The 20,672-nt window shown below is 53.9% G+C and carries 15 protein-coding genes; 8 read left to right on the top strand and 7 right to left on the bottom strand.

What is annotated here, in order from left to right; genetic code table 11:
* Window positions 1–54 precede the first annotated feature (54 nt).
* The 7 genes from LY85_RS13515 to LY85_RS13485 all read left to right on the top strand — a co-directional run bounded on the left by LY85_RS13515 (window position 55) and on the right by LY85_RS13485 (window position 8,604).
* On the top strand, window positions 55–849 hold the full coding sequence (locus LY85_RS13515) for an electron transfer flavoprotein subunit beta/FixA family protein (protein WP_141827062.1): 795 nt from the start codon (window positions 55–57) through the stop codon (window positions 847–849).
* A 14-nt stretch (window positions 850–863) separates the two neighbouring features.
* Window positions 864–1,877 carry an electron transfer flavoprotein subunit alpha/FixB family protein gene (locus LY85_RS13510; protein WP_347562440.1) on the top strand — a complete coding sequence of 338 codons (1,014 nt, stop codon included), beginning with the start codon at window positions 864–866 and terminating at the stop codon, window positions 1,875–1,877.
* A 196-nt stretch (window positions 1,878–2,073) separates the two neighbouring features.
* Window positions 2,074–3,396: a GntP family permease gene (locus tag LY85_RS13505; RefSeq protein ID WP_141827061.1), complete on the top strand. Its 1,323-nt coding sequence runs from the start codon at window positions 2,074–2,076 to the stop codon at window positions 3,394–3,396.
* A 42-nt stretch (window positions 3,397–3,438) separates the two neighbouring features.
* Window positions 3,439–4,416 carry a nitronate monooxygenase gene (locus tag LY85_RS13500; RefSeq protein WP_243122563.1) on the top strand — a complete coding sequence of 326 codons (978 nt, stop codon included), beginning with the start codon at window positions 3,439–3,441 and terminating at the stop codon, window positions 4,414–4,416.
* A gap of 23 nt (window positions 4,417–4,439) precedes the next feature.
* A complete protein-coding gene (locus LY85_RS13495; RefSeq protein ID WP_141827060.1) occupies window positions 4,440–5,645 on the top strand; it encodes a CoA transferase in 1,206 nt (401 codons plus the stop codon).
* A gap of 40 nt (window positions 5,646–5,685) precedes the next feature.
* Entirely contained in the window at window positions 5,686–6,825 is a 1,140-nt protein-coding gene (locus LY85_RS13490; protein ID WP_141827059.1) for an acyl-CoA dehydrogenase family protein, read from the top strand.
* Between the two features lie 456 nt (window positions 6,826–7,281).
* Window positions 7,282–8,604 carry a GntP family permease gene (locus LY85_RS13485; RefSeq protein WP_141827058.1) on the top strand — a complete coding sequence of 441 codons (1,323 nt, stop codon included), beginning with the start codon at window positions 7,282–7,284 and terminating at the stop codon, window positions 8,602–8,604.
* A gap of 114 nt (window positions 8,605–8,718) precedes the next feature.
* Here the strand turns inward: LY85_RS13485 and LY85_RS13480 are convergent, their stop codons facing one another.
* Entirely contained in the window at window positions 8,719–10,305 is a 1,587-nt protein-coding gene (locus tag LY85_RS13480; RefSeq protein WP_141827057.1) for an AMP-binding protein, read from the bottom strand.
* 25 nt (window positions 10,306–10,330) lie between these two features.
* Window positions 10,331–11,134 (bottom strand): enoyl-CoA hydratase-related protein, encoded by an 804-nt coding sequence (locus tag LY85_RS13475; RefSeq protein ID WP_141827056.1) that lies wholly within the window; start codon window positions 11,132–11,134, stop codon window positions 10,331–10,333.
* Window positions 11,135–11,333: 199 nt separating this feature from the next.
* Between LY85_RS13475 and LY85_RS13470 the strand changes: the two genes are divergently transcribed.
* On the top strand, window positions 11,334–13,016 hold the full coding sequence (locus tag LY85_RS13470; RefSeq protein WP_141827055.1) for a PucR family transcriptional regulator: 1,683 nt from the start codon (window positions 11,334–11,336) through the stop codon (window positions 13,014–13,016).
* Between the two features lie 97 nt (window positions 13,017–13,113).
* On the opposite strand, the gene LY85_RS13465 is transcribed toward LY85_RS13470, so the two are convergent.
* From LY85_RS13465 to LY85_RS13445, 5 genes are all read right to left on the bottom strand, one after another.
* On the bottom strand, window positions 13,114–14,643 hold the full coding sequence (locus tag LY85_RS13465; protein ID WP_141827054.1) for a transglutaminase domain-containing protein: 1,530 nt from the start codon (window positions 14,641–14,643) through the stop codon (window positions 13,114–13,116).
* Window positions 14,644–14,742: 99 nt separating this feature from the next.
* Window positions 14,743–16,860, bottom strand: coding sequence for a hypothetical protein (locus LY85_RS13460; RefSeq protein WP_141827053.1), 2,118 nt, complete (start codon window positions 16,858–16,860; stop codon window positions 14,743–14,745).
* 35 nt (window positions 16,861–16,895) lie between these two features.
* Window positions 16,896–19,046 carry an efflux RND transporter permease subunit gene (locus LY85_RS13455; RefSeq protein ID WP_141827052.1) on the bottom strand — a complete coding sequence of 717 codons (2,151 nt, stop codon included), beginning with the start codon at window positions 19,044–19,046 and terminating at the stop codon, window positions 16,896–16,898.
* 71 nt (window positions 19,047–19,117) lie between these two features.
* Window positions 19,118–19,711, bottom strand: a complete 594-nt coding sequence (locus LY85_RS13450; RefSeq protein WP_185741220.1) for a TetR/AcrR family transcriptional regulator — start codon at window positions 19,709–19,711, stop codon at window positions 19,118–19,120.
* Between the two features lie 218 nt (window positions 19,712–19,929).
* A complete protein-coding gene (locus tag LY85_RS13445; RefSeq protein ID WP_141827051.1) occupies window positions 19,930–20,532 on the bottom strand; it encodes a hypothetical protein in 603 nt (200 codons plus the stop codon).
* Between the last annotated feature and the right edge of the window lie 140 nt (window positions 20,533–20,672).

Genomic DNA, 20,672 nt, shown 5'->3' with positions numbered 1-20,672 from the left:
TAAGAATTGAGCAATCATCTCTTATGGACCTAATGAACAGGAGGTCAATGTTACATGAATATTCTCGTTTGTGTAAAACAGGTTCCGGATACAACCGAAATCAAAATCGATCCGATTACCAAAACGTTGATTCGCACAGGCGTACCCAGCATTCTTAATCCCTTTGACAGCTACGCTCTGGAAATGGCTCTGCGGATCAAAGACGCGACCGGCGGCAGAGTGGTGGCCGTTTCCATGGGTCCCCCGCAAGCCAAAGCCGTGCTGAAGGAAAGCCTTTCCGCCGGTGCGGATGCCGCTTATCTGGTAAGCGACCGGGCGTTTGGCGGCTCGGACACACTTGCTACCAGCTATATCCTTTCCTGCGCCATTGACGCGTTGGAAAAAAAGGAAGGCAAATTTGATGTGATCTTCTGCGGCAAGCAGGCGATCGACGGCGATACCGCACAGGTTGGCCCCGAAATTGCCGAACACAGAAATCTGGCGCAGGTCACCTGCGCCATTGAAGTTACCCCGGAAAGCGAAAAGACCCTGCTGGTCAAAAAGGAAACCGAGTCCGGCTATCAGGAAATCAGGGTGGGCGTTCCCTGCCTGATTACGGCGACGAAAACCGCCTTCGACCTGCGTTGGCCCACGCTGCGCACGCGCGCCGCCGCTTCGCGCGCCGACATTCCCGCCGTTACCTCAGCGGACGTAATCATCGACCTGACCCGTGCCGGGCTCAAGGGTTCCCCGACGAAAGTAAGCAAATCCTTCACTCCCGATATGACCAAAAACAGTGTGAAGGTAGAGGGCGTCTCGCCCGCAGATACCGCAAAGCAGCTGATTCGGCTGCTCAGCAAAGCACTTTAAGGGAGGGATATAAAATGTCTATGGAAGAAACCAAAAACCTTTGGGTCTATGTAGAAACCGAAGAGGACGGTACCGCAAAGAATGTCGGCCTTGAGCTTCTAAGTCCCGGACGCCGCCTGGCGGACAAGTCGGGGGACACTCTGTGTGCGGTGGTGATCGGTTACGGCGCGGAAGCCGCCGTGCAGGCAGCCGTGTCTTACGGCGCTGAAAAGGTGTATGTGCTGGACAGTCCGGAGTATCGCCAGTTTACTACCGACGCCTATACCGACGCAATGTACGCTCTGGTCAAAAAACACCTGCCCTCTAAAATCCTGATCGGCGCGACGCCGAACGGACGTGACTTTGCACCCCGTCTTTCCTGCCGTCTGGGCACCGGGCTTACCGCGGACTGTACAGCGCTGGACTTTGATCCGGAAACCGGAAATGTGGAGTGGACCCGTCCGGCTTTCGGCGGCAACCTGATGGCGACGATCGTCTGCCCGCAAAATCGTCCCCAGATCGGGACGGTACGCCCCGGCGTGTTTAAGAAGCCGGCGGCGGCGGAAGCCCGCACCGCGGAAATTATTTCTGAAAACATCCACGTTGCCCCCGAAGCGATCCGAACCGAAATTCTGCACACAGTAGCGGAGGAAACCGGAGCAAAGATCGACTTGGAAAACGCACAGATCATTGTTTCCGGCGGGCGCGGAGTGGGCTGCCCCGAAGACTTCAAAGTGATTCAGGATCTGGCGGACGCACTGGGCGGCACTGTCGGCGCCTCCCGCGCGGCTGTGGACGCCGGATGGATCCCCCATTCCCACCAGGTGGGACAGACCGGCAAAACGGTAGGGCCCAAGATTTATTTTGCCTGCGGAATTTCCGGTGCGATTCAGCATGTGGCCGGCATGAGCAGCTCCGATATCGTCATTGCCATCAACAAGGACCCTTCCGCCCCCATCTTCCGGGTAGCGGATTACAGCATCGTAGGCGACCTGCACGAAATTCTGCCGGAGCTGACCGCAGAGTTCAACCGGATAAAAAACCGCTGATCTGCTGAAGCTCGGTGCCGTTCCGAAAAACGGCTGGTTAAAATGACCACGGATCTTCCCGGAAGCCGCCGGAATTTTCGTAGGGTCCGACGTAGTGGTGCGCGAAAAAGAATGATATTTTATTAACAGATGAAAGATTCCCTTCGTCTCTGGTTCGGTATCTTATAAATTTTTACGAAGAAGAAGGAGAGAGAACATGTCACCTGAAGTTTTGAGCCTGATTGGAATTCTGCTGGGGGTTGGAGTTTTTGTAGTAGGTGTATTTAAGGGTTTCAGCATCACCTTTTCTACACTGGCCGGCTCCATTGTCATTGCCCTGTTTTCCGGCATGGATATCCTGAAAGCCATGACCGACACCTATATGGGAAAACTGGGCGGCGTTATGAAAGCATATATGCTGCTGTTTCTCATGAGTGCGCTTTTTGCCAAAATGATGGGCGATACGGGTGCGGCCCAGTCCATCGCTTACAAGATGGCCCGGCTTGCCAAGCGTTTTCCCCGGCACGAAAAATTCGTCGCCTGTTTGTCCATGGGTCTGCTGACAGCCGTGTTCATCTACGGCGGCATCAGCGTTTTCGTTGTTATTTTCACCCTCATCTATATTGGAAAAGAATTGTTTGAGGACTTGGACATTCCGTGGTCCATGTTTACCTGCATCGGCATGGGTACCGCTACCTTTGCAACCGGTATGCTGCCGGGCTCCCCGCAGCTGACCAACCTGCTGCCCATGAACTATTTCGGCACCACGGCGGCAGCGGCTCCCGTTTTGGGCATTATCTGCTCGGTCGCGTCGCTGGCTTTTTCCTGCTGGTGGATCTGGTTTTCCGTACGCCGGTGCGAAAGGCTGGGACTTGGCTTTGAACCCACCGGTGCGGAAATCAGAAAAGGCTGGAAAGAGGTTGCCCGCGTTGACGAACAGCCGCTGTGGAAATGCCTGCTGCCTTCCGTAATCATGCTGATCGCATTGAACGGTTTTAAGCTTGACGCCCCGGTTGCCCTGGGAATCGGCTGTCTGATCATCATGCTTCTGTTCGGTATTACCAAGCTGAACTACAAAGCAGACATGAAGGACGCTACGGCGAACTCCTGCAATACGGCCCTGGCTCTCGGCTCCGCCGCCGGTTTCGGCGCGGTTCTGGCCGCCTCGTCCGGCTTCTCCTTTATCCTGAGTGCGCTGAATTCTATTCCCGGCCCCGGAACCTTCCAGGTTATTATCGCACTTGGCATTGCTTCCGGTATCACGGCCTCTTCGTCCACAGGACTCACAATTGGCCTGGATGCCCTCGGCACACACTTTATGTCCCTCGGGATTCCCGCGGCGGCACTGCACCGTCTGTGCGCCATATCTTCCCTCAGCCTGAGCACACTTCCCCACTCTTCCGCTCTGGCCAATACATACACCCTTTGCAAACTGGACTACAAAGACGCCTATATTCATCACTTTATGCTCACGATTGTCGGGAATGTACTCGTCACCATTCTGGCGGCTTTCCTGATCTCTATCGGTATTACCTTCTAAAATACAAATGAAGCTTATCAGTTGAATCGAGGATTAAAAATTATGATCAAAACAAAAATGACAGAACTGTTCGGAATCCAATACCCTATTATGCAGGGCGGCATGCAGCACTTGGGCGTGCCGGAGCTTGCCGCCGCCGTGTCCGAAGCCGGCGGTCTGGGCACCATTAACGTTACTATTTTCCCGGAGCCTGAAAACCTTCGCGCGGCAATCCGGAAAACCAAGTCTTTAACAAACAAGCCTTTCGCGGTAAACCTTTCCCTGATCCCCAGCCTGCGTCCGGGAAAAGATCTGTTCCAGCAGGTGGACGTCATGATGGAGGAGGGCGTCGCCGCCATTGAGACCGCCGGAGCCAGCCCCAAGGAGCTGGCCGAGGTGCTTGCCGCCAACAAGGACCGCATTAAATGGATTCACAAGGCCGCCTGTGTCAAGCACGCGAAAAAGGCGGAGAGCCTTGGCGCCGATTTAGTGACCATTGCCGGATTTGAAGTAGCGGGACATCCTTATAAGGATGAAGTCGGAACCATTGTGCTGTCCAACCGCACCAGCAGGGAGCTGACGGTGCCGGTGCTCGCCGCCGGAGGAATCACGGACGGCCGCGGACTGGTGGCCGCTCTGGCGCTTGGCTGCGAGGGCGTCGTTATGGGAACCCGTTTCGTCGCCAGCAAAGAATGCTGGATCCATGAGAATTTTAAAAACTGGATTGTGAACGCGGAAGAAGCGGATACCGCAATCTGCCAGCGCACGATCAACAATATGGTTCGTGTCGCAAACAACGGCGCGGCCAAGAAGTGCCTGGAAATGGAAGCGCAGGGTGCTACTCTGGAGCAGCTGATGAGCGTTATCTCCGGAAAGAAAGGCCATGCCGCCTACGAATCCGGCGACATTGACGGCGGCATGTTCGGTATCGGGCCCGCCATCGGACTGATTCACGATATTCCCAGCGTTAAGGAAATTATTGACGGTATGGTTGCCGAAGCGGACGCAGTGCTGGCGCGCCTGAGTGCCATGAACGCCTGATTCGGCGGAAAGGGAGGAAACCCATGAGCAAAAAAGTCCTGGAAGGAATCCGTATTCTGGATTTTACCACAATGGCCGCCGGACCCACGGCGGGCGCAATGTTTGCCGACTACGGCGCTGAAGTCATCAAAGTGGAACGTCCCGGCAGAGGCGAGGACGGCAGGAAATTCCCCCCGATGATAGATGGGGAAAGCCTTACCTACTGCTGGTTCAACCGCGGAAAAAAATCGCTGACCGTTGATCTCACCGATCCGGACGGGCTGGAAGCGGTAAAAAAGCTGCTGCCCACCGTCAATATCATTATTGAAAATTTCCGCCCCGGCGTCATGAAAAAATACGGTCTGGATTATGAAAGCGTATGCAGGGTAAAGCCGGACATTGTTTACGGTTCCCTTACCACCTACGGCCAGACCGGAAAATATATCCATAAGCCCGGCTACGACATTGTGGCGCAGGCAATGTCCGGCTTTATGAGCATTACCGGAGAAGCGGACGGCGCTCCGCAGAAACACGGCGCTCCGCTCGGCGATATCATCGGCGGCGTAAACCTGTTTACCAGCGTAATGACCGCGCTCTACCACTGGCGCGACACCGGCGAGGGACAGTTCGTGGACGTTTCCCTTCTTCGTTCACTCATTTACATGAACACCCCGCTGATCCACTGTAACTTCGGCCCGGAGCGCATGAGCAGGCGGCAGGGCAACCACCACCCGACCATGTGTCCGTACGGCCTGTTCCAGTGCAAAGGCGGCGATATCATTATTGCCGCAGCCGGGAAACGGGTCTGGGAAAGCCTGTGCGACCTGATGGGACGCCCGGAGATGAAGGAAGACCCGAATTATCTGGAGGTCACCGACCGCGCGCGCAACCAGAAAATCCTCATTCCAATGATCAACCAGTGGCTGCAGGAAACCTTTGAAGGACCCGAAGACGCTCTGGCCACGCTGGACACGGCCGGTATTCCAAGCTGCAAGGTTTATGACCAATACCAGGTTTGGAGCGATGAGGAATACAATGCCAACGGCTGGATTATTGAAACCCCCACTCTGCCGGACATGCCGAGTATGCGCACCTATCGCGACCGCGGCCCGAACTGCTCTATGAGCAGGACACCGGCCGAATTCACCCGTGCCCCCATGCTCGGAGAGCACACGGCCGAACTGATGCGTGAGGCCGGCTATACCGACGAAAAAATTGAAGAAATTCTGGCACGCTGGAACCAAAAATGATTTCAGATCGGAAATGAAACAGGAAAGGCGGAAATAGCAATTGAGCGGTTTATATCAAAGAACGGAAATTCAGCAGGATCTTGTTAACCTGATTCGGAGCTTTATGACCAGAGAAGTTCAGCCCCATGTGCTGGAATGGGAAAAAGAGGGCCATTATCCTCAGGAAATGATTCAAAAGGGCATTGATATGGGCCTGCATATGATGCAGGTACCGGAGGAATACGGCGGAATGGGACTTGACACCACCACCACCGCCATGCTCATTGAGGAGGGCGCCAAAGTTGAAAGCACCTATCTGGGCCTGTTCAACGTAACCAGCATGGGCGGCAAGATCGTCATGTCCGCCGGTAATGAAGAGCAAAAGCAGTACTACGCCGGACTGCTTCAAAAGGGGTATTTAAGCTCCTTCTGCCTGACGGAGCCGGACGCGGGATCCGACGCCAGCGCAGTAAGGACCACGGCCGTAAAGCAGGGAGATAAATATTTTCTGAACGGTACCAAGATGTTTATCACCAACGCCTCGCTGGCGAGCGTTTTCCTTGTGGTTGCTTCGGTCGACCCGTCCAAGGGCGCGCGCGGACTCGCTACCTTTATTGTGGGGCGGGACCGCCCCGGCGTGTCTGTAGGACGTAAAATTGAAAAATTCGGCATGAGACTTTCCAACACGGCGGAGGTCGTCTTCGACAACGTGGAAATCCCCGTGACCAATCTGGTCGGAACGGAAGAAACGGGCTTTATGAACGCTATGAAGGTTCTGACCGCTTCCCGGCCGATTATCGCCGCTTCTTCCCTGGGAATCGCCCAGCTGGCAAGAGATCTTTCGGTTCAGTACGCAAAGGAACGCATTGCGTTTGGCAAGCCCATCAGCCACAAGCAGATGATTCAGGAAAAGCTCGCCAATATGGAAATGCTGATTGAAGCTACCCGAGGTGTGGTGTACCAATCCACCGCGCTGCTGGACGCGGGGGTAAAGTGCGACAAAGAGGCCGCCATAGCCAAGTGCTTCGCAACAGAGGCGCTCGGCAAGGTAGTGGACGACGCGCTCCAGATTCACGGCGGCTACGGCCTCTGTGACGAGTACCTGATCAGCAAGCTGTACCGTGACGCGCGTGTTCCCCGTATTATTGAGGGTACCAACGAAATTCAGCGCGTGGTAATCGCCAAAGCGATGCTGCGCTGAACCTGACTCTTTTCTAACAGAATTCTTCCTCATCATGTTTTCAAAGCGCCCCGCAGGCTGATACCCTGCGGGGCGCTTTTCTGCGGGGCACACTCCCGAAGGTACTTTGGTCAAAAGCGCTTTGGAGATATGCTGATCGTATGATATAGTAAATACACCGCTGCGCATATTTTTTACCCGCGGCGTCAAAGATCCACTCTGGATGAACTGCACGAAGGACGCGGCGTTTACGCCGGGCGGCTCTCTTCACAGGCGGGCGGAGATGTTGTAAAACCGCAAAACATCCGCCGAAAACCCGCTGGTCAAAATGACTACCAATCCTGAAGAAAGCCCTTTGAATTTTCGTAGAGTCCAACGTAGAGACACGGGTAAAAGAATGATATTTTATTAACAGGGGAGTGCTCCTTCGCCTTCAGTGAGGCGTACCTGAAATCACAAAAAACAAGGAGAAAGAACATGTCACCTGAAATTCTGAGCCTGATGGGAATTATATTGGGCGTAGGGGTGTTTGTTGTAGGGGTATTCAAAGGCTACAGCATCACCTTTTCCACTCTCGGCGGCGCAATTGCAGTCGCGCTGTTTTCCGGTATGGATATACTGAAAGCGCTCGGCGACATCTATATGGGTAAGCTGGGCGGCATTATGAAAGCCTATATCCTGCTGTTCCTGATGAGCGCACTGTTCGGAAAAATGATGGGCGACACCGGCGCCGCGCAGTCCATCGCCTACAAAATGTGCCGGATCGCCAAGCGCTTTCCCAAACATGAAAAGTTCATCGCCTGTCTGTCCATGGGTCTGCTTACTTCCCTGTTTATTTACGGAGGAATCAGTGTATTCGTTGTGATTTTTACCCTGATTTATATTGGGAAAGACCTGTTTGAAGAACTGGACATCCCCTGGTTCATGTTTACCTGCATCGGCATCGGCACCGGAACCTTTGCGACCGGAATGCTGCCGGGCTCCCCGCAGCTGACCAACCTGCTGCCGATGAGCTACTTCGGCACCACCGCCTCCGCGGCCCCCGTACTCGGCATTCTCTGCTCAATCGCCTCTCTTGCTTTTTCCTGCTGGTGGGTCTGGTACGCGATTGGCCGGTGCGAAAAGAAAGGCATCGGCTTTGAGCCTTCCGGAACAGAAATCAAAAAAGGCTGGAAAACCGTCGAGCGGGTAAAGGAACAGCCGCTGTGGAAATGCCTGCTTCCGTCCATCGTCATGCTGATTGCCCTGAACGGCTTTAATCTGGACGCGGCGGTCGCCCTGGGAATCGGCTGTCTGGTAATCATGGTGTTGTTTGGCGTAACCAAACTGGACTACAAAGACGACATGAAGGACGCAACTGTAAATTCCTGCAGTACGGCGCTGGCTCTTGCTTCCGCCGCGGGATTCGGTGCCGTCGTGTCCGCTTCCCCCGGGTTTTCCTTTATTTTGAGCGGCCTGGATTCCATCCCCGGCCCCCCTGCCTTTCAGATTATCGTAGCGATCAACATTGCCGCTGGTTTTTCGGCCTCTTCTTCCATCGGTCTGACGCTCACACTGGATGCTCTTGGCGCCCATTTTCTCACGATGGGAATTCCGGCCCCCGCGCTGCACCGCCTGTGCTCCATCGCTTCGCTGGGTCTGGATACCCTGCCCAATTCTTCCGCGCTTGCAAACACCTACACCCTTTGCAAGCTCACCTATAAGGATGCCTATATGAACCACTTCATGCTTACGGTCGTAGGACCTGTACTTGTTTCCATCCTGTGCGCATTTCTGATTGCCCTCGGTATTACTTTCTGATCTCAGTACATATACCGCGGGCGTCTGATCGGATCAGGGCTTTCCGGCGTCCCGACGGAGTGCGCGCTATAAAAAAGAACGGCAGAGCCGCGCTCTGCCGTTTCTTTCTTAATCTTATGACGATCCGTTTTCTGTTTTGTAAATCGGTCCATACTTCTCCGTCAGCAATCGGCGCAGGACTTTCCCCGCCTGATTCACCGGCAGCTTTTCCACCGGCCAGATGCGCTTTGGCACCTTATAGCCGGCCATGTGCTTCCGGGCAAAGCAGCGAAGCTCCTCCGCGTCAAAGGGAACACCGCCGTTCGGTACCACACAGGCCACAACCGCTTCCCCCCAGTACGCGCTCGGGACGCCGAACACGCAGATCTGATTCACGGCGGGATTGTCGTAAAAAACATCCTCCACTTCCTTGGGGTAGACATTTTCCCCGCCGGTAATAATCATGTCGTGCGAGCGGCCCTTCAGATACAGGAAGCCTTCCTCGTCCAAATACCCCATATCCTGCGAATGATACCATCCGCCGCGCATAATGTATGCCGTCTTTTCGGGATCATCATAGTAGAACTTCATCATCCCGGAGCCCTGGATGGCGATTTCACCAACCTGTCCCGGTGGGCAGACCGAGCCGTCCGGCGATTCGATCCGCAGACTGCAGCCGTCTATGACCTTTCCCACAGAGAGACGGCGGGGGTCGCTCCCGCCGGAATGCTGAGCAGGGTGCAGCACTGTGACGGCACCGCACATTTCCGTCATCCCGTAAATCTCCATCAGCTGCACATGCGGCAGCTGAACACCGAGCTTCTCCAGCAGAGAAGGCGGCATGGGCGCCATGGAACAGTTAATGGTCCGCAGGGTGGAAAGATCAAACCGCCGGAACTGAGGATGATCCAGCAGCCTTTGCAGGACATTCGGGGCAAGGGTAATCCGGGTGACCCCCTCCCGGTCAATCCATTCCAGATAGTCGGTTTCGTTAAAATGGCTGAGCAGAATCAGGGTGCCGCCGCAGGCAAGGCACATATACCCGCCAAGGCTCCCCGCATGGAACAGCTGGGTCATCGTCTGGTATACCATATCCGCTGAAAAATCCTGTGCTAGGATGGTGCAGACCACTTTATCAAGAAAAATCCGGTGAGTATAAACGGCGGTTTTGGGTGTTCCGGAGCTTCCGCTCGTATGATAAAAAGTCATAATGTCATCCATGCTGCCCTCTATGCGAACGGGAGCCGTGCTCTCGTTTTCAACCATTTTCCGGAAAGGAGAACCCCCGGTTTCGTCCTCCGCCAGATTAACCATCCGCAGTTTTTCGCCAAATTCCTCCACCACTGCCCCGCGCCAATCGGCACGGTCGATTTTATAAAACACGATTTCACAGCGTGTGCTGCGCAGCAGGTAACCCAATTCCCGCGGGCTGCACCGCCAGTTGATATGCACCGAAACCATACGGGCACGGGCACAGGCCAGATTGAGCATCAGGTACTCCACGCTGTTGGTGGAAATCAGGCCGATATGCACCCCCGTTTTTCCGTTTGTCAGCCTTAGCAGCAGGCTTGCCATCTGGTTCACCCGCTCCTCCATTCGTCCATAGGTCACACGCGTTTCTCCGTCGATCACAGCGGTTTTCGTTGCGTAGCGGGAAGCCGCGGCGGAAAGCAGTTGGGAAGCGTCTAATTCTGTGTTATATTGAAAGGGAAACTTTTTCATGATTCACTCACTTGCATTCAAAATTTTATTTTCCCTGGAAAGCGGGTTTTCGTTTTTCCAGAAACGCATTGACGGCCTCGGCATGATCCTTCGAACGGGTCAGGCGTTCCGCGCAGGCGGCTTCATTTGCCATGCACTGGTACAGTCCGTCGTAAAGAATCCGGTTTACCGCTCCCTTGATTTCGCCGTAAGCCCGGGTGGGCCCGCCTGCCAGCTGTGCCGATAAGGAAGCCACCTCTTTGTCAAGCTCTTCTGCGGGTACGGCTCTGGTGATGATTCCCCAGTCCGCAGCCTGCCGTCCCGTAAAGCGCCGCGCAGTCATAAACAGGTCGGTCGCTACGACCGGGCTGGTCCTGCGCAGGAGTATCATGGTGCTCCCCATGTCCGGGGCCAGTCCGATCCCGGCAAACGCACAGGTCATTTTGACATCCTGCGCGGCAATGGAAAAGTCGCAGGCCATGGCCAGGCTTATCCCGCCGCCCGCGCACGCGCCCTCAATCCAGGCAATCACCGGTTTCTCCGTCTGCCGGATGGTAAGCACCAGACGGTTCAGGTTCCACATATTGGACGGAACGGACGTATCCGGCGCAACGCCCTGCGCATAACAATCGACCCGCTTTTTCATCGATTTGATATCACCGCCCGCACAGAACCGGCCGCCGGCTCCCCGAAGAACGATCACTCTTACGCTTTCGTCGTAGCGAGCCTGTTCCAGTGCGGAAAAAAGCTGCTCTGCCATTGGCTGGCTTAGCGCGTTCATCTTATCAGGATCATTCAGTATCAGGGTCGCAACGCCCTGAACAATTTCTGTCATCACAAGTTGTGACATATTCCCGCCTCCCTGTTTGTTGGTTAATTAACGAACGATCTCCCGCAAAGGGCCCTAGGGCCCCTGCTTCAATTGTTTCAGTATACGTCGTATCCGGAAAGATTTCATTGTATGAGATTATGAAATATGGGAGAATGAAAACGTCCCTCAGTGGGCACTTTATCCAGTGTCCCAACCGTGGAAAAGGAAGGAAAAAACAGTGAAAATTTCTTTGGAACTGATTTTGGAAATTCTGTACAGTCAATGCTCTGACTGGGAAAAAGGAATACAGGTCTCCCCCATGAAGGACGCGGAGTCCGCTTCCAAATGTCTTTTTGAGAAATGCGGCCTTTTCAGCGTTCGGGCGGCGCAGTCCTCCAATAAGCAGATTTCCCCCAACACCCTGTGGTTCTGCAGAGCGGAGGAGCTAACGTCTGTTCAGCCGGAGCTGATGAAAGGAAGCAGCTTTCTTCTGTATGGCGATCAGGATGCCTACCGCCAAATAGCGGACAAGCTCTGCTGCAACCTGCTGATGCTTCCCGACCAGGTGGACGCGGCCGAAGCTTACAACCTGATTTCCAACTTTTTCTCCCGGCTGAACCGCTGGAGGGCGGATATGGAAATGGTGCTTGCCAATAACGGCAGTATTCAGAATCTGGTGGACACGGCCCAGGGGATTCTGTCCCACCCCATCATTATCTGGAACCCATCGTTTGAATATCTGGCCTGTCTGAACTGTGAGGACGTGGGAGACCGAATGCCCATCAGCGACATGGTAAAAAACGGCAGCTTTTCCGGAAAAACCATAAAGCGTATTATTGAAATGGGTTATCTGAATAATGTCAACCAATACGACCGGATTTCTCTTGTTTACCCGCCAAACTGGGCCAACTGCCCGTTTGCTATCCGGGTGTTTTCCCACCAGAACCGGAACGTCGCCACGATGGCGCAGTATTACTTTGACAGCCCACCCACTCTGGGCCAGCTGGAATTGCTGGGCCAGCTGGAAAAATATCTTTGCCGGTACACCACTCAGATTCCGCGCAACGCGGTAGAAACAAACAAGCGGCTATATGAACCGTTCCTGATCGACCTTCTGGAAAACCGGCTCCGATTGGAACCGGATATTCACGACCGGCTGCAATTTGTCCGGCTTCCCTTTGAATCCAGCTTTTTGCTGCTGGAAATCAAGCTTGCCTACTTTTCCGCTCCCCTGATTACCTATGTGACCAATAACTGCAAGGCGCTGTTCGCCCACAGCAAAGTAATCAGCCACGCGGAGAGTATCTTTGTTCTGATTTACCGGGGCGGCCAGGATTCCCATGCAAAGCTCCTTCGTCCCAATCAGATTGACGACCTGCGCAAAATGATGGAGACCGTAAACGGGATCTGCGGCTGCAGCCAGCCGTTTGAGACCCTTCTGCAGCTGCATGACGCCCGCCTGGAGTGCAGCGCCGTACTGAGAGCCTCCGCTTTCCTGCAAAACGGGCAGCAGATTCTTCATTTTTCGGAATACACCTTTTACTGCCTGCTGGAAATGTGTCAGGCCAGCGGAACCATGTCCCTGAAAAATTTGATAACCAAACCGGTCCGGCGGCTGTACGCCGCAGCAAAGGAAACCGGGAACGATAACACGGAACTTTTGGACTACTACCTCAATCATAACTGCAATATCACCGATACTGCCAGAAAAATGAACCTGCACCGCAACAGCGTAATTTACCGGCTGGAGAAAATGAACGACCATCTGGGCGGCGCCCTGGATGATGCGGAGCAGAAATTCCAGATTACCGCCATGCTCAAGCTGCTTCGGCTGCCATCAATCAAAAAGCAGCTCGATGAAGAGCTGTTTCAATCTGAGAAACAGACTGAAAAGAAAAAGCAGCAATCGGAACCGGTATAAACCGGCTCAAACTGCAAAGAACCCATCCTTCGCTTGATGCGTAGGATGGGTTCTTTGAGAAGTAAATGGCCCGTAAGACAAGCTTGCGGGCCATTTCTTATTTATATTTTAGGAAAAGGGTAATGCCCCGGTTCACTTTATCGCCGAGATACTGCAAATTATCCGTGTCAATCCGGCTCCCGGCCGCCTGTTTGCTGTTCACCGCATTAACGCACTTCAGAAGCTCATACGGCGAACTGGTCGTCATCCCGGCCATCACGGTTTCAAAGTCAACGCTTTCGTCAATATAGAACGAAACGGACGAACTCTTCGACTGTACGGCAGAAGTCAGCGCGGCTGTCACGGTACTGTCCTCCAAGCTGCTGCTCACCTTCGCGGCCTTCGCCCTGAAATAGTTGGCGGCGGTCGCGGTGCAGACCGGAACAGTCAGGTTGCATTTTGCGGCTTCGCCGCCCACCGTACCGTCGATCTGGTCGTCCGTCAGGGTGGACGCACTTGGGAAAATGGTACGGCTCTGGGCAATCGCAGCATCGTTCAGGTTGAAATAGTTATATACCTCCGTATCGCTGTCGCCCCACGTCGTATCCAGATGATACCAGCTGCCGTCTATTTTGATGACGTTCCACATGTGGTTGACCCCGCTGCTCTGTCCGCTCAGCAGCATGCACTGCAGGCCGGCATAGCTGGAAAGGAGCTGCATGGCTCTGGAATACCCTTCACAGACCGCGGTTCCGTCAATCAGCACGCCGTAGGAGGAAAAAGCCTGCCAGATGCTGGAGTCGGAGACGGCGGCATTATTATAGGTACAGTTCTGCGCTATATAATGAAAAAGGTACAATTCACGGTCAAGCTCGCTTAACCCAGCCGGCATTGCGCTGATGACCGCGCTCACTTTCTGGTTCATCTTCTGGATCATCGCGGTGCAGTTGGGCTGTGACACGACGGAATAAAGCTGGATATAGGTGCTGTCATTGGAGTACGCATAGGAATACGCGTTCGCAAGCCAAAAGACCTGAGGATTGTCGTTGAGGAACGCAAGCAGGATCACGCGAAGCTGCGCCTCGGAAAGGCGGCTGCCGGATACGACGATCTTCTGGGTAGGATAGTAGCCCTCGGAAGTGGTTGAGGCCGATATCTTGTAGGCGCTTTCAAAAATCTGTTTATATACGGCGCGACTGGCGAGGTCGGGCAGGTAATTGTAGCCCTCCCGCTGATCCACGTAGGTATAGCCCGATTGGGCTGCAAAGCTTTTGGGTACGCTGAACTGTACGCCGTTGTCCGCCAGCGCGTCGCCGGAAGTCTTTTTGAGCGTCTGTTCGTCCGACGCTGCCTGTGTTTTCGGCGCCGCCGTTGTTGTTTTCTGGCTTTGCTTTGTTTCAGAAGCAGTCTTCGCCCCGGAGGCAACGGCGGAATCGGTTTTTTTCGCGCTCTGCCCCGAAGTTTCCGCTGAACCCGACGGATTTATCTGGGGAGCGGGATTGTTCGTTACCGCGGAAGATTCCGTCCGTAAGGACGAATCGGGAACGGCGGCTGTTTGTGCACACCCGGCGAGAGGCAGCGCCAAAATGACCGCGGCCAGAAACCCAGCGAGGACTGTATGTAAGCGGCTGTGTTTTATAAAATTCATATTTCCAATCCCTTCCAAATAAATCTTTGTGTTTATTATAGCATGTCTTTGTGATATTTTTGTGAAAATATTTAGAAAAAACTGGAAGAATTTTTTTATTTATGAAAATACGGAGGTGATCGCCGACCAAAGCTTTGTAAATACGCTGCGGATCCGGTCAAGAACACTCGAACCGTTTTCCTGCTGCTCCAGGTCCTTTTCCCCCTGATTCCCATCATCCTTGCTGATTTCCTCCGTCCGCAGGACGATCTGGATGCTGGACGGGGACGCGTTTTTCAAAGACGTGAACGAAATCGGCTTTGCCTTCGCATCAAGATTCAGAAAATTGTTCTCATCCTCGAACTTGTTGAGCTCCTTGTCGACGGCGCTCTTAATCGTCTGATTCGCATTTTTGACGGTGGAGGTATCGTCGATCTGGCCCAAAGCCTTCTGCAATACCGAAATCAGTCCGTTCAGGGTCTGGCGGGTACCGTCGTCCAGCTTGTTCCCGCTGGTTTTCGCAACGGTTTCCAGAGAGGTCAGGAACGCCTGCGCGCTGGAAATCGTGCGGGCGAGGCTGCCAACCAGACTTTCCATATCCTTCAGCGCGCCGACCGTATCGTCCTTGTACTGGTTCATGGTGCCGTTCAGCGCCGCAATATTGTCGGTGACGCTCTGCGAAATATTGAGGAGATCTTTCAAATTGCCGCCGGCCTGATTCGCATGGCGCAGCAGGTCGTCCGCCGAGTCCGCCCCGTCGTCGAGCACGTCCAGATAGGAATCCACTACGCCGACGGTTTTCGCTCCCGTATCAAACAGGGTATCCGACTGTCCGAGTATCGCTTTCAGAGCCGTTTCCAGCGTTGCGGAGGATTTTTGAGTGGTTTGCAAGCTGGTCAGCACCGTACCGATACTCTGCATCAGCTGATAGGTAGATGCATTGCCTGTTCCGGACTGTTGTATCTGCTGCATAGTCTCCATCAGCGATTGCACATCCGCAGTGAGCTGCGCGGAACCGTCGTCTATTTGCGAAAGCAGCGCGGCAAGCTGTTTGGCCGTCGTTTTGGCCGTGCCGAGCTGCGTATTCAGGTCCTTGGCCAGTGCGGCGCGCCGACCGGACGCGTCGTCCGCGTCGTCAAGGACGTCCCGCAGGTCGTTCACGTCGCTGCGCACCTTGCTGATGGTAGCGGACAGCGAAGCCATTGTGGAACCGACGATGGTCACGTTCTGCGACATGGTGTTCAGGGTGGTGCTCACGTCCTCCACCAGCTGCTGGCTTTTCTGCAGATGGGGAACCAGCGCCGAGGTCTGGGACGCCGTTTGGGACAAATCCGCAAGCGCTTTGTCCGCGTTGCTGTATACGCCGCCCTTGGAGGAGCTGACGCTTTGGCGGGCGCCGTCCAGCGCGGCAAGGCCGGACTGGGTCTGCTTGAGTCCGCCCGACAGGCTTTCCAGCGTGCTCAGGATTTCATTCGCACTGTCGCTGATGGCGTCCATGGAGCCCTTGATGGTATCCTTATCTTCTTTCAGGTCCTTGATATCCTGCATCTGCTCCAGCGTACCGGGCACCATCATCATAACGACCCCGATCGATTCAAAGCTGTTTGTGCCGATGCGGATGACGTCCGTCGTCTCTTCCCCCGGCAGCCCGGCGAACAGGATCGCCTTATAGTCGCCCAGAGACTGGACCTGCGCCCCGGGGGCCTCCACACTCAGCGTGTCCTTCATCTTTACGACCGTCCCGACCTGCAGCAGAAGGTTGTTGCGGTAATACTCCGGCGCGCTTTTGTCGGGCGTCGTTTTAATATCGATCTCCACCAGCCCGGAAGCCCCGGCCAGTTTGTCCGCCGCTGTGGGAACGCCGTTCAGCTTGTAGGAAACGTCGAAATTCCACGGAAGCGTGACCGTCCCGTTTTTCGGCGTACATTCATAATAGAAACGGCCCGTGCTCTGGGGAAGCTTCCAGCTGACCGAATCCCCGGAGACGGTGGGCTGTGCCTCATTGGTCATATTGGTGACCTTTTCGTAAGAGCCGTAGTCCGTAAACTGGCCGACGCCGTCCAGGTCGCAGCCCTTGACAATGTTGACCTTCTGCGGTTTGCCGTAATAATCCAGATTGACGTAGACTGCCTCGTCCGTGGAGACGGACGGCGCCGCAGCCCGCGCGGTGGTGGACAGGGACGGGACCAGCACCGCCGCCGCGAGGATTCCGGCCAAAGCCCTCTGTATTTTTTTCATGGAAAAATTCCTCCTTGATTGCATGTTCTTGCCTGTCAGGCAGCGGGGTTCGAGCGGCCCCTGTGAAGCGCGGGCAGCCTTTTCCGCGCCTTTTCGCGCAGGTCCCGCATCCGCTGGGTATGGCGTGTAATGGGTTTGTCAAAGAAGTACAGCAGCGCCGGCAGCGCGAAAATCACCATCGAAAGGCTGAGCAGAGCGCCCCTGCCGATCAAATGCCCCATATCCGCTATGGCGCTGATAGAGGAAGTGAAGTACAGGATATAACCGACGCCCGCCAGAATGGTGGCGGAGGTGAGGAGCGGCGGGGTCGTCATGGCGACCGCCTCGATCGTCGCGGCCTTGCTGTCCAGATGCTCCCGGCTTTCCAGATAGTTGTTCGTCATCAGGATGGCGTAATCCACCGTGGCGCCCAGCTGGATACAGCTTACAATAATATAGCCCATGAAAATCAGCTGGTTTCCCACCAGATATGGGAAAAGCATATTGATAAAAATGGCGACTTCGATCGGGATCAGAATCAGGATAGGAATCAGCAGGGACCGGAAGGTGATCATGACGACCAGAGCCACGCTGAGCAGCGACAGCATATCGACAAAGTCGTAATCGCTGGTGATCGTCGTCTTGATATCCTGCGTGAACGGAGTGGTTCCGACCACATAGGAGCTTTCCGGATAATATTTTTTCACAATGGACTGGATTTCGTCCGAGCACTGAAAGGCGAGCTTGCTTTCATCCTTCGTTTTTATGTAGATCAGAATGCGCGAATATTTGTCCGTGTGAAGCTTTCCCGTCACGCTCTGGGGAAGGATGCTTTCCGGGATGCCCTCGGGCAGAGTGTTCGCAAGGGAGGTCACGCTCTTGGTGTAGCTCAGGTCCTCCAGCTTCTGCGAAAGTTCCCGTTCCTTTGCCACGCTGGTGTTGGGAACAATAGCGAGCAGCATATTGCTGCGGCCGAACTTCGCGTCGATCGCCTGTTCATCCTCGTACACCTTCGTCCCCTCACCGGCGCCGACGGCCTGACTGCCGTACACAAAATCCGTCATTCCTTTTCCTATATAAGCCGGAGCGGCGACAATCAGCACCACGGCCAGAACCGCGTACCGGCTTTTAAACACGCCGCGGGCGAATTTTTCAAAAGAGGGCAGGAACGGCCGGTGGGCGGTTTTTTCGATCAGTCCGGCCCAGCGGATGATCAGGGCCGGCATCAAAAACAGCACGGTCAGCACGCTGATGAGAATTCCCTTTGCCAGAACGATTCCCATGTCGAATCCGATGGAAAACTTCATTAAAGCCAGCGCGATAAAGCCGAAGAAGGTCGCGACGCCGCAGGCCAGAATGGATTTGGCGGAGTGCCGGATCGCGTTGGCGATGGCGGTCGTCAGGTCCAGCCCCTTTTCCCGTTCCGCCGTAAACGAATGAATAAGGAAGATGGAATAGTCCATGGCCACCGCAAGCTGCAGGACGGAAGAAACGCTGGAGGTCAGGAACGAGACCTCGCCCAAGAAGATATTCGTCCCCTGATTGATGATGATCGCGATTCCCATAATCAGAAGGAACAGCACGGGTTCAAACCACGACGTGGTGGTCAGGCAGAGAAACAGGAAAATCATGGCGACGCAGATGACCGTCGCCCTTGCCATTTCCTTTTTCAGGTTCTCGCTCAAAGACTTGTTCTGAACGGCCGCCCCGACAAAATGCCCCTTATCGCCCGTGATTTCCTGAATGCGGTCGATGGCCTGCGAGGTGCGCGTGCTGGTATCGCTTTCGTCAAAGGTAATGTCCATTACGGAATAGCCGTCTTTATAATAGTCCTCAATATCCTTGTATCTGATAAACTGGTCGGCCTGATAAACGTCGGTCGCCGTGTCCGTCCACATCACCATGTCGACGCCGTCCACGGCCTCGATTTTATCCTTGTACGCCTTGGCCTGATATAGCGAGACATCGTCGATCATCACCCGCGCCGTGCCGGGGTAGCCGAATTCCTTTTTCATGACGCTGATTCCCTGCTTGGCGGGAGTGGTCTCCGGCAGATACTTCGTCAGGTCGTAATTGATGTCGACAAACGAGTTAAAGAAAACGCTGGCCACAACCAGGACGATAAAGACGATTTCGATTTGTTTTCTGCGATTGATAATCAGGTCTACTACAGAATGCGAGCCCTCCCGGGTTCCTGGCAATTTCATTCCCGATGCTCCCTTATTTGTTGTATTTTTATTAAAAGCGCTTTCAATGGGTTTGTTTCGCCTGCGGGCGTTCAGGCCAGTATTTCCCGGATCGACCGGTACAGTTCGCCTTTCACGCTGTCGATCGGATAGGGCATTTCCAGAACAATGGAGTTGTAGCAGACGGCCCCGACCATGGAAACAACAATGTACAGGCGCTGCCTGGCGATCTCGCTGTCGCCCCCCGCGGTAATGAAATGCTGAATAAAGATCCTCTTCGCCCCTTCCATTTCGTCATAGGTCAAAGCCTTTTCATACAAATCCCAGGACAGATTTTTATAGATCAGGGACAGCAGCTTTTTATTTTTCTTGAAAAACTCAACTAAATAATCCACGAAAAAGATCACGCTCTGAAGAAAATCCATCTCTTTGATCTTCTGACGCTCCGCAACCGCTTTCATCGCTTCGTCAAATACCGCCGCGCTTTTCTTTAAAATGATTTTATCAACCAGATCATATTTATCCTTGCAGTACAGATAGAACGTTCCTTTTGCAACGCCCGCTTTTTTTACAATATCGTCTATAATCGTGTTATGCACGCCGTTTGAAGTAAACAGCTCGTAAGCGGCGTCATAGAGCTTTGTCATTTTCAGCTTTTTGTTTTCCAGAATCTTTGTCGTCTTCAATTTCCGTCATCCCCTCGCCCTTTTTCTGTTAAATCATGGAAAATGACTATTAGTCAATATCCGTATTATAATCTTGCCCCTTCCGTCTGTCAAGAAAGGAAGTATACAAATACGGTATAGATTCCTCTGATGAAATTGTGTAAATTTAGCCTGCCCGCGGACAAAAAAACACCCAGGCAATCCGCCTGGGTGTTTTAACCGCTTAACCGCAGCAACATTTATAATACTGTAAACCCGAACTGTTCGCTGAAAACCTTTTTCAGCTGCCGGGCAAAGTCCCCTTTTCCCATCACACCAGTCTCCTGGTAGCCCTGATTCCGGAATTTCCGCGTCAGCTGCTCCGGATGTTCCGTATACAGGGGCCGGTTCAGTGTCCGCTTTGACGCCGCGCAATCTCCGCCGCTGTAAAAAAGCCGTTCCACACTGCAGAAAACCCGTCCTTCCTGCATTTTACAGGCAATCAGCGTTATCGGGAACAGATCGCCACTTTCCGAACCGCAGCATTCCTGCAGCCGTTCAAAAATCAGATCGACCGGTACGCTGTAGGAAGAGCTTCCGTTGGCGGCGGAAAGAAAATTCTTCATCATGCCGTTCAAATGCTGCGCGTCACACGGGAAATTTCCCCGCATGCGCTCTCTGGCCTTTAGGATTCGGTACTCAGGATTGAAAACGCGCAGTGCCGCAAGCTCCGGAACAAGATCGGCGGAAACGTCTCCGTCGTAGGTGCAGTCCGTAAACAGTCTGCACAGCGAGCGCCCCCTCGCCGCACGTCTGCTGTAGTCTCCGCAATAGGAATCACAGGTGAATTCTGCCGTGCTCATCGTTTCCCTCCCCTTTCCTTCCACAACTGTCAGAAAATTCTTGAACCTTCTTCTGATAACCAGTATAATGATAATATCTTCTATTATCTATCGGAATTTTGCCTATTCTTATAACAATATTATAATCATGGAGGACAGCG

Source organism: Clostridium sp. KNHs216, assembly GCF_006714885.1.
Classification (GTDB): Bacteria; Bacillota; Clostridia; order Oscillospirales; family Acutalibacteraceae; genus Caproiciproducens.
This window is presented reverse-complemented; position numbering and strand designations above follow the sequence as displayed.

What these genes read in the sequence shown, in the direction of transcription:
- LY85_RS13515 (WP_141827062.1), top strand. Translation starts at nt 55, where the DNA reads ATGAATATTCTCGTTTGTGTAAAACAGGTTCCGGATACAACCGAAATC.
- LY85_RS13510 (WP_347562440.1), top strand. Translation starts at nt 864, where the DNA reads ATGTCTATGGAAGAAACCAAAAACCTTTGGGTCTATGTAGAAACCGAA.
- LY85_RS13505 (WP_141827061.1), top strand. Translation starts at nt 2,074, where the DNA reads ATGTCACCTGAAGTTTTGAGCCTGATTGGAATTCTGCTGGGGGTTGGA.
- LY85_RS13500 (WP_243122563.1), top strand. Translation starts at nt 3,439, where the DNA reads ATGATCAAAACAAAAATGACAGAACTGTTCGGAATCCAATACCCTATT.
- LY85_RS13495 (WP_141827060.1), top strand. Translation starts at nt 4,440, where the DNA reads ATGAGCAAAAAAGTCCTGGAAGGAATCCGTATTCTGGATTTTACCACA.
- LY85_RS13485 (WP_141827058.1), top strand. Translation starts at nt 7,282, where the DNA reads ATGTCACCTGAAATTCTGAGCCTGATGGGAATTATATTGGGCGTAGGG.
- LY85_RS13480 (WP_141827057.1), bottom strand. Translation starts at nt 10,305, where the DNA reads ATGAAAAAGTTTCCCTTTCAATATAACACAGAATTAGACGCTTCCCAA.
- LY85_RS13475 (WP_141827056.1), bottom strand. Translation starts at nt 11,134, where the DNA reads ATGTCACAACTTGTGATGACAGAAATTGTTCAGGGCGTTGCGACCCTG.
- LY85_RS13465 (WP_141827054.1), bottom strand. Translation starts at nt 14,643, where the DNA reads ATGAATTTTATAAAACACAGCCGCTTACATACAGTCCTCGCTGGGTTT.
- LY85_RS13460 (WP_141827053.1), bottom strand. Translation starts at nt 16,860, where the DNA reads ATGAAAAAAATACAGAGGGCTTTGGCCGGAATCCTCGCGGCGGCGGTG.
- LY85_RS13455 (WP_141827052.1), bottom strand. Translation starts at nt 19,046, where the DNA reads ATGAAATTGCCAGGAACCCGGGAGGGCTCGCATTCTGTAGTAGACCTG.
- LY85_RS13445 (WP_141827051.1), bottom strand. Translation starts at nt 20,532, where the DNA reads ATGAGCACGGCAGAATTCACCTGTGATTCCTATTGCGGAGACTACAGC.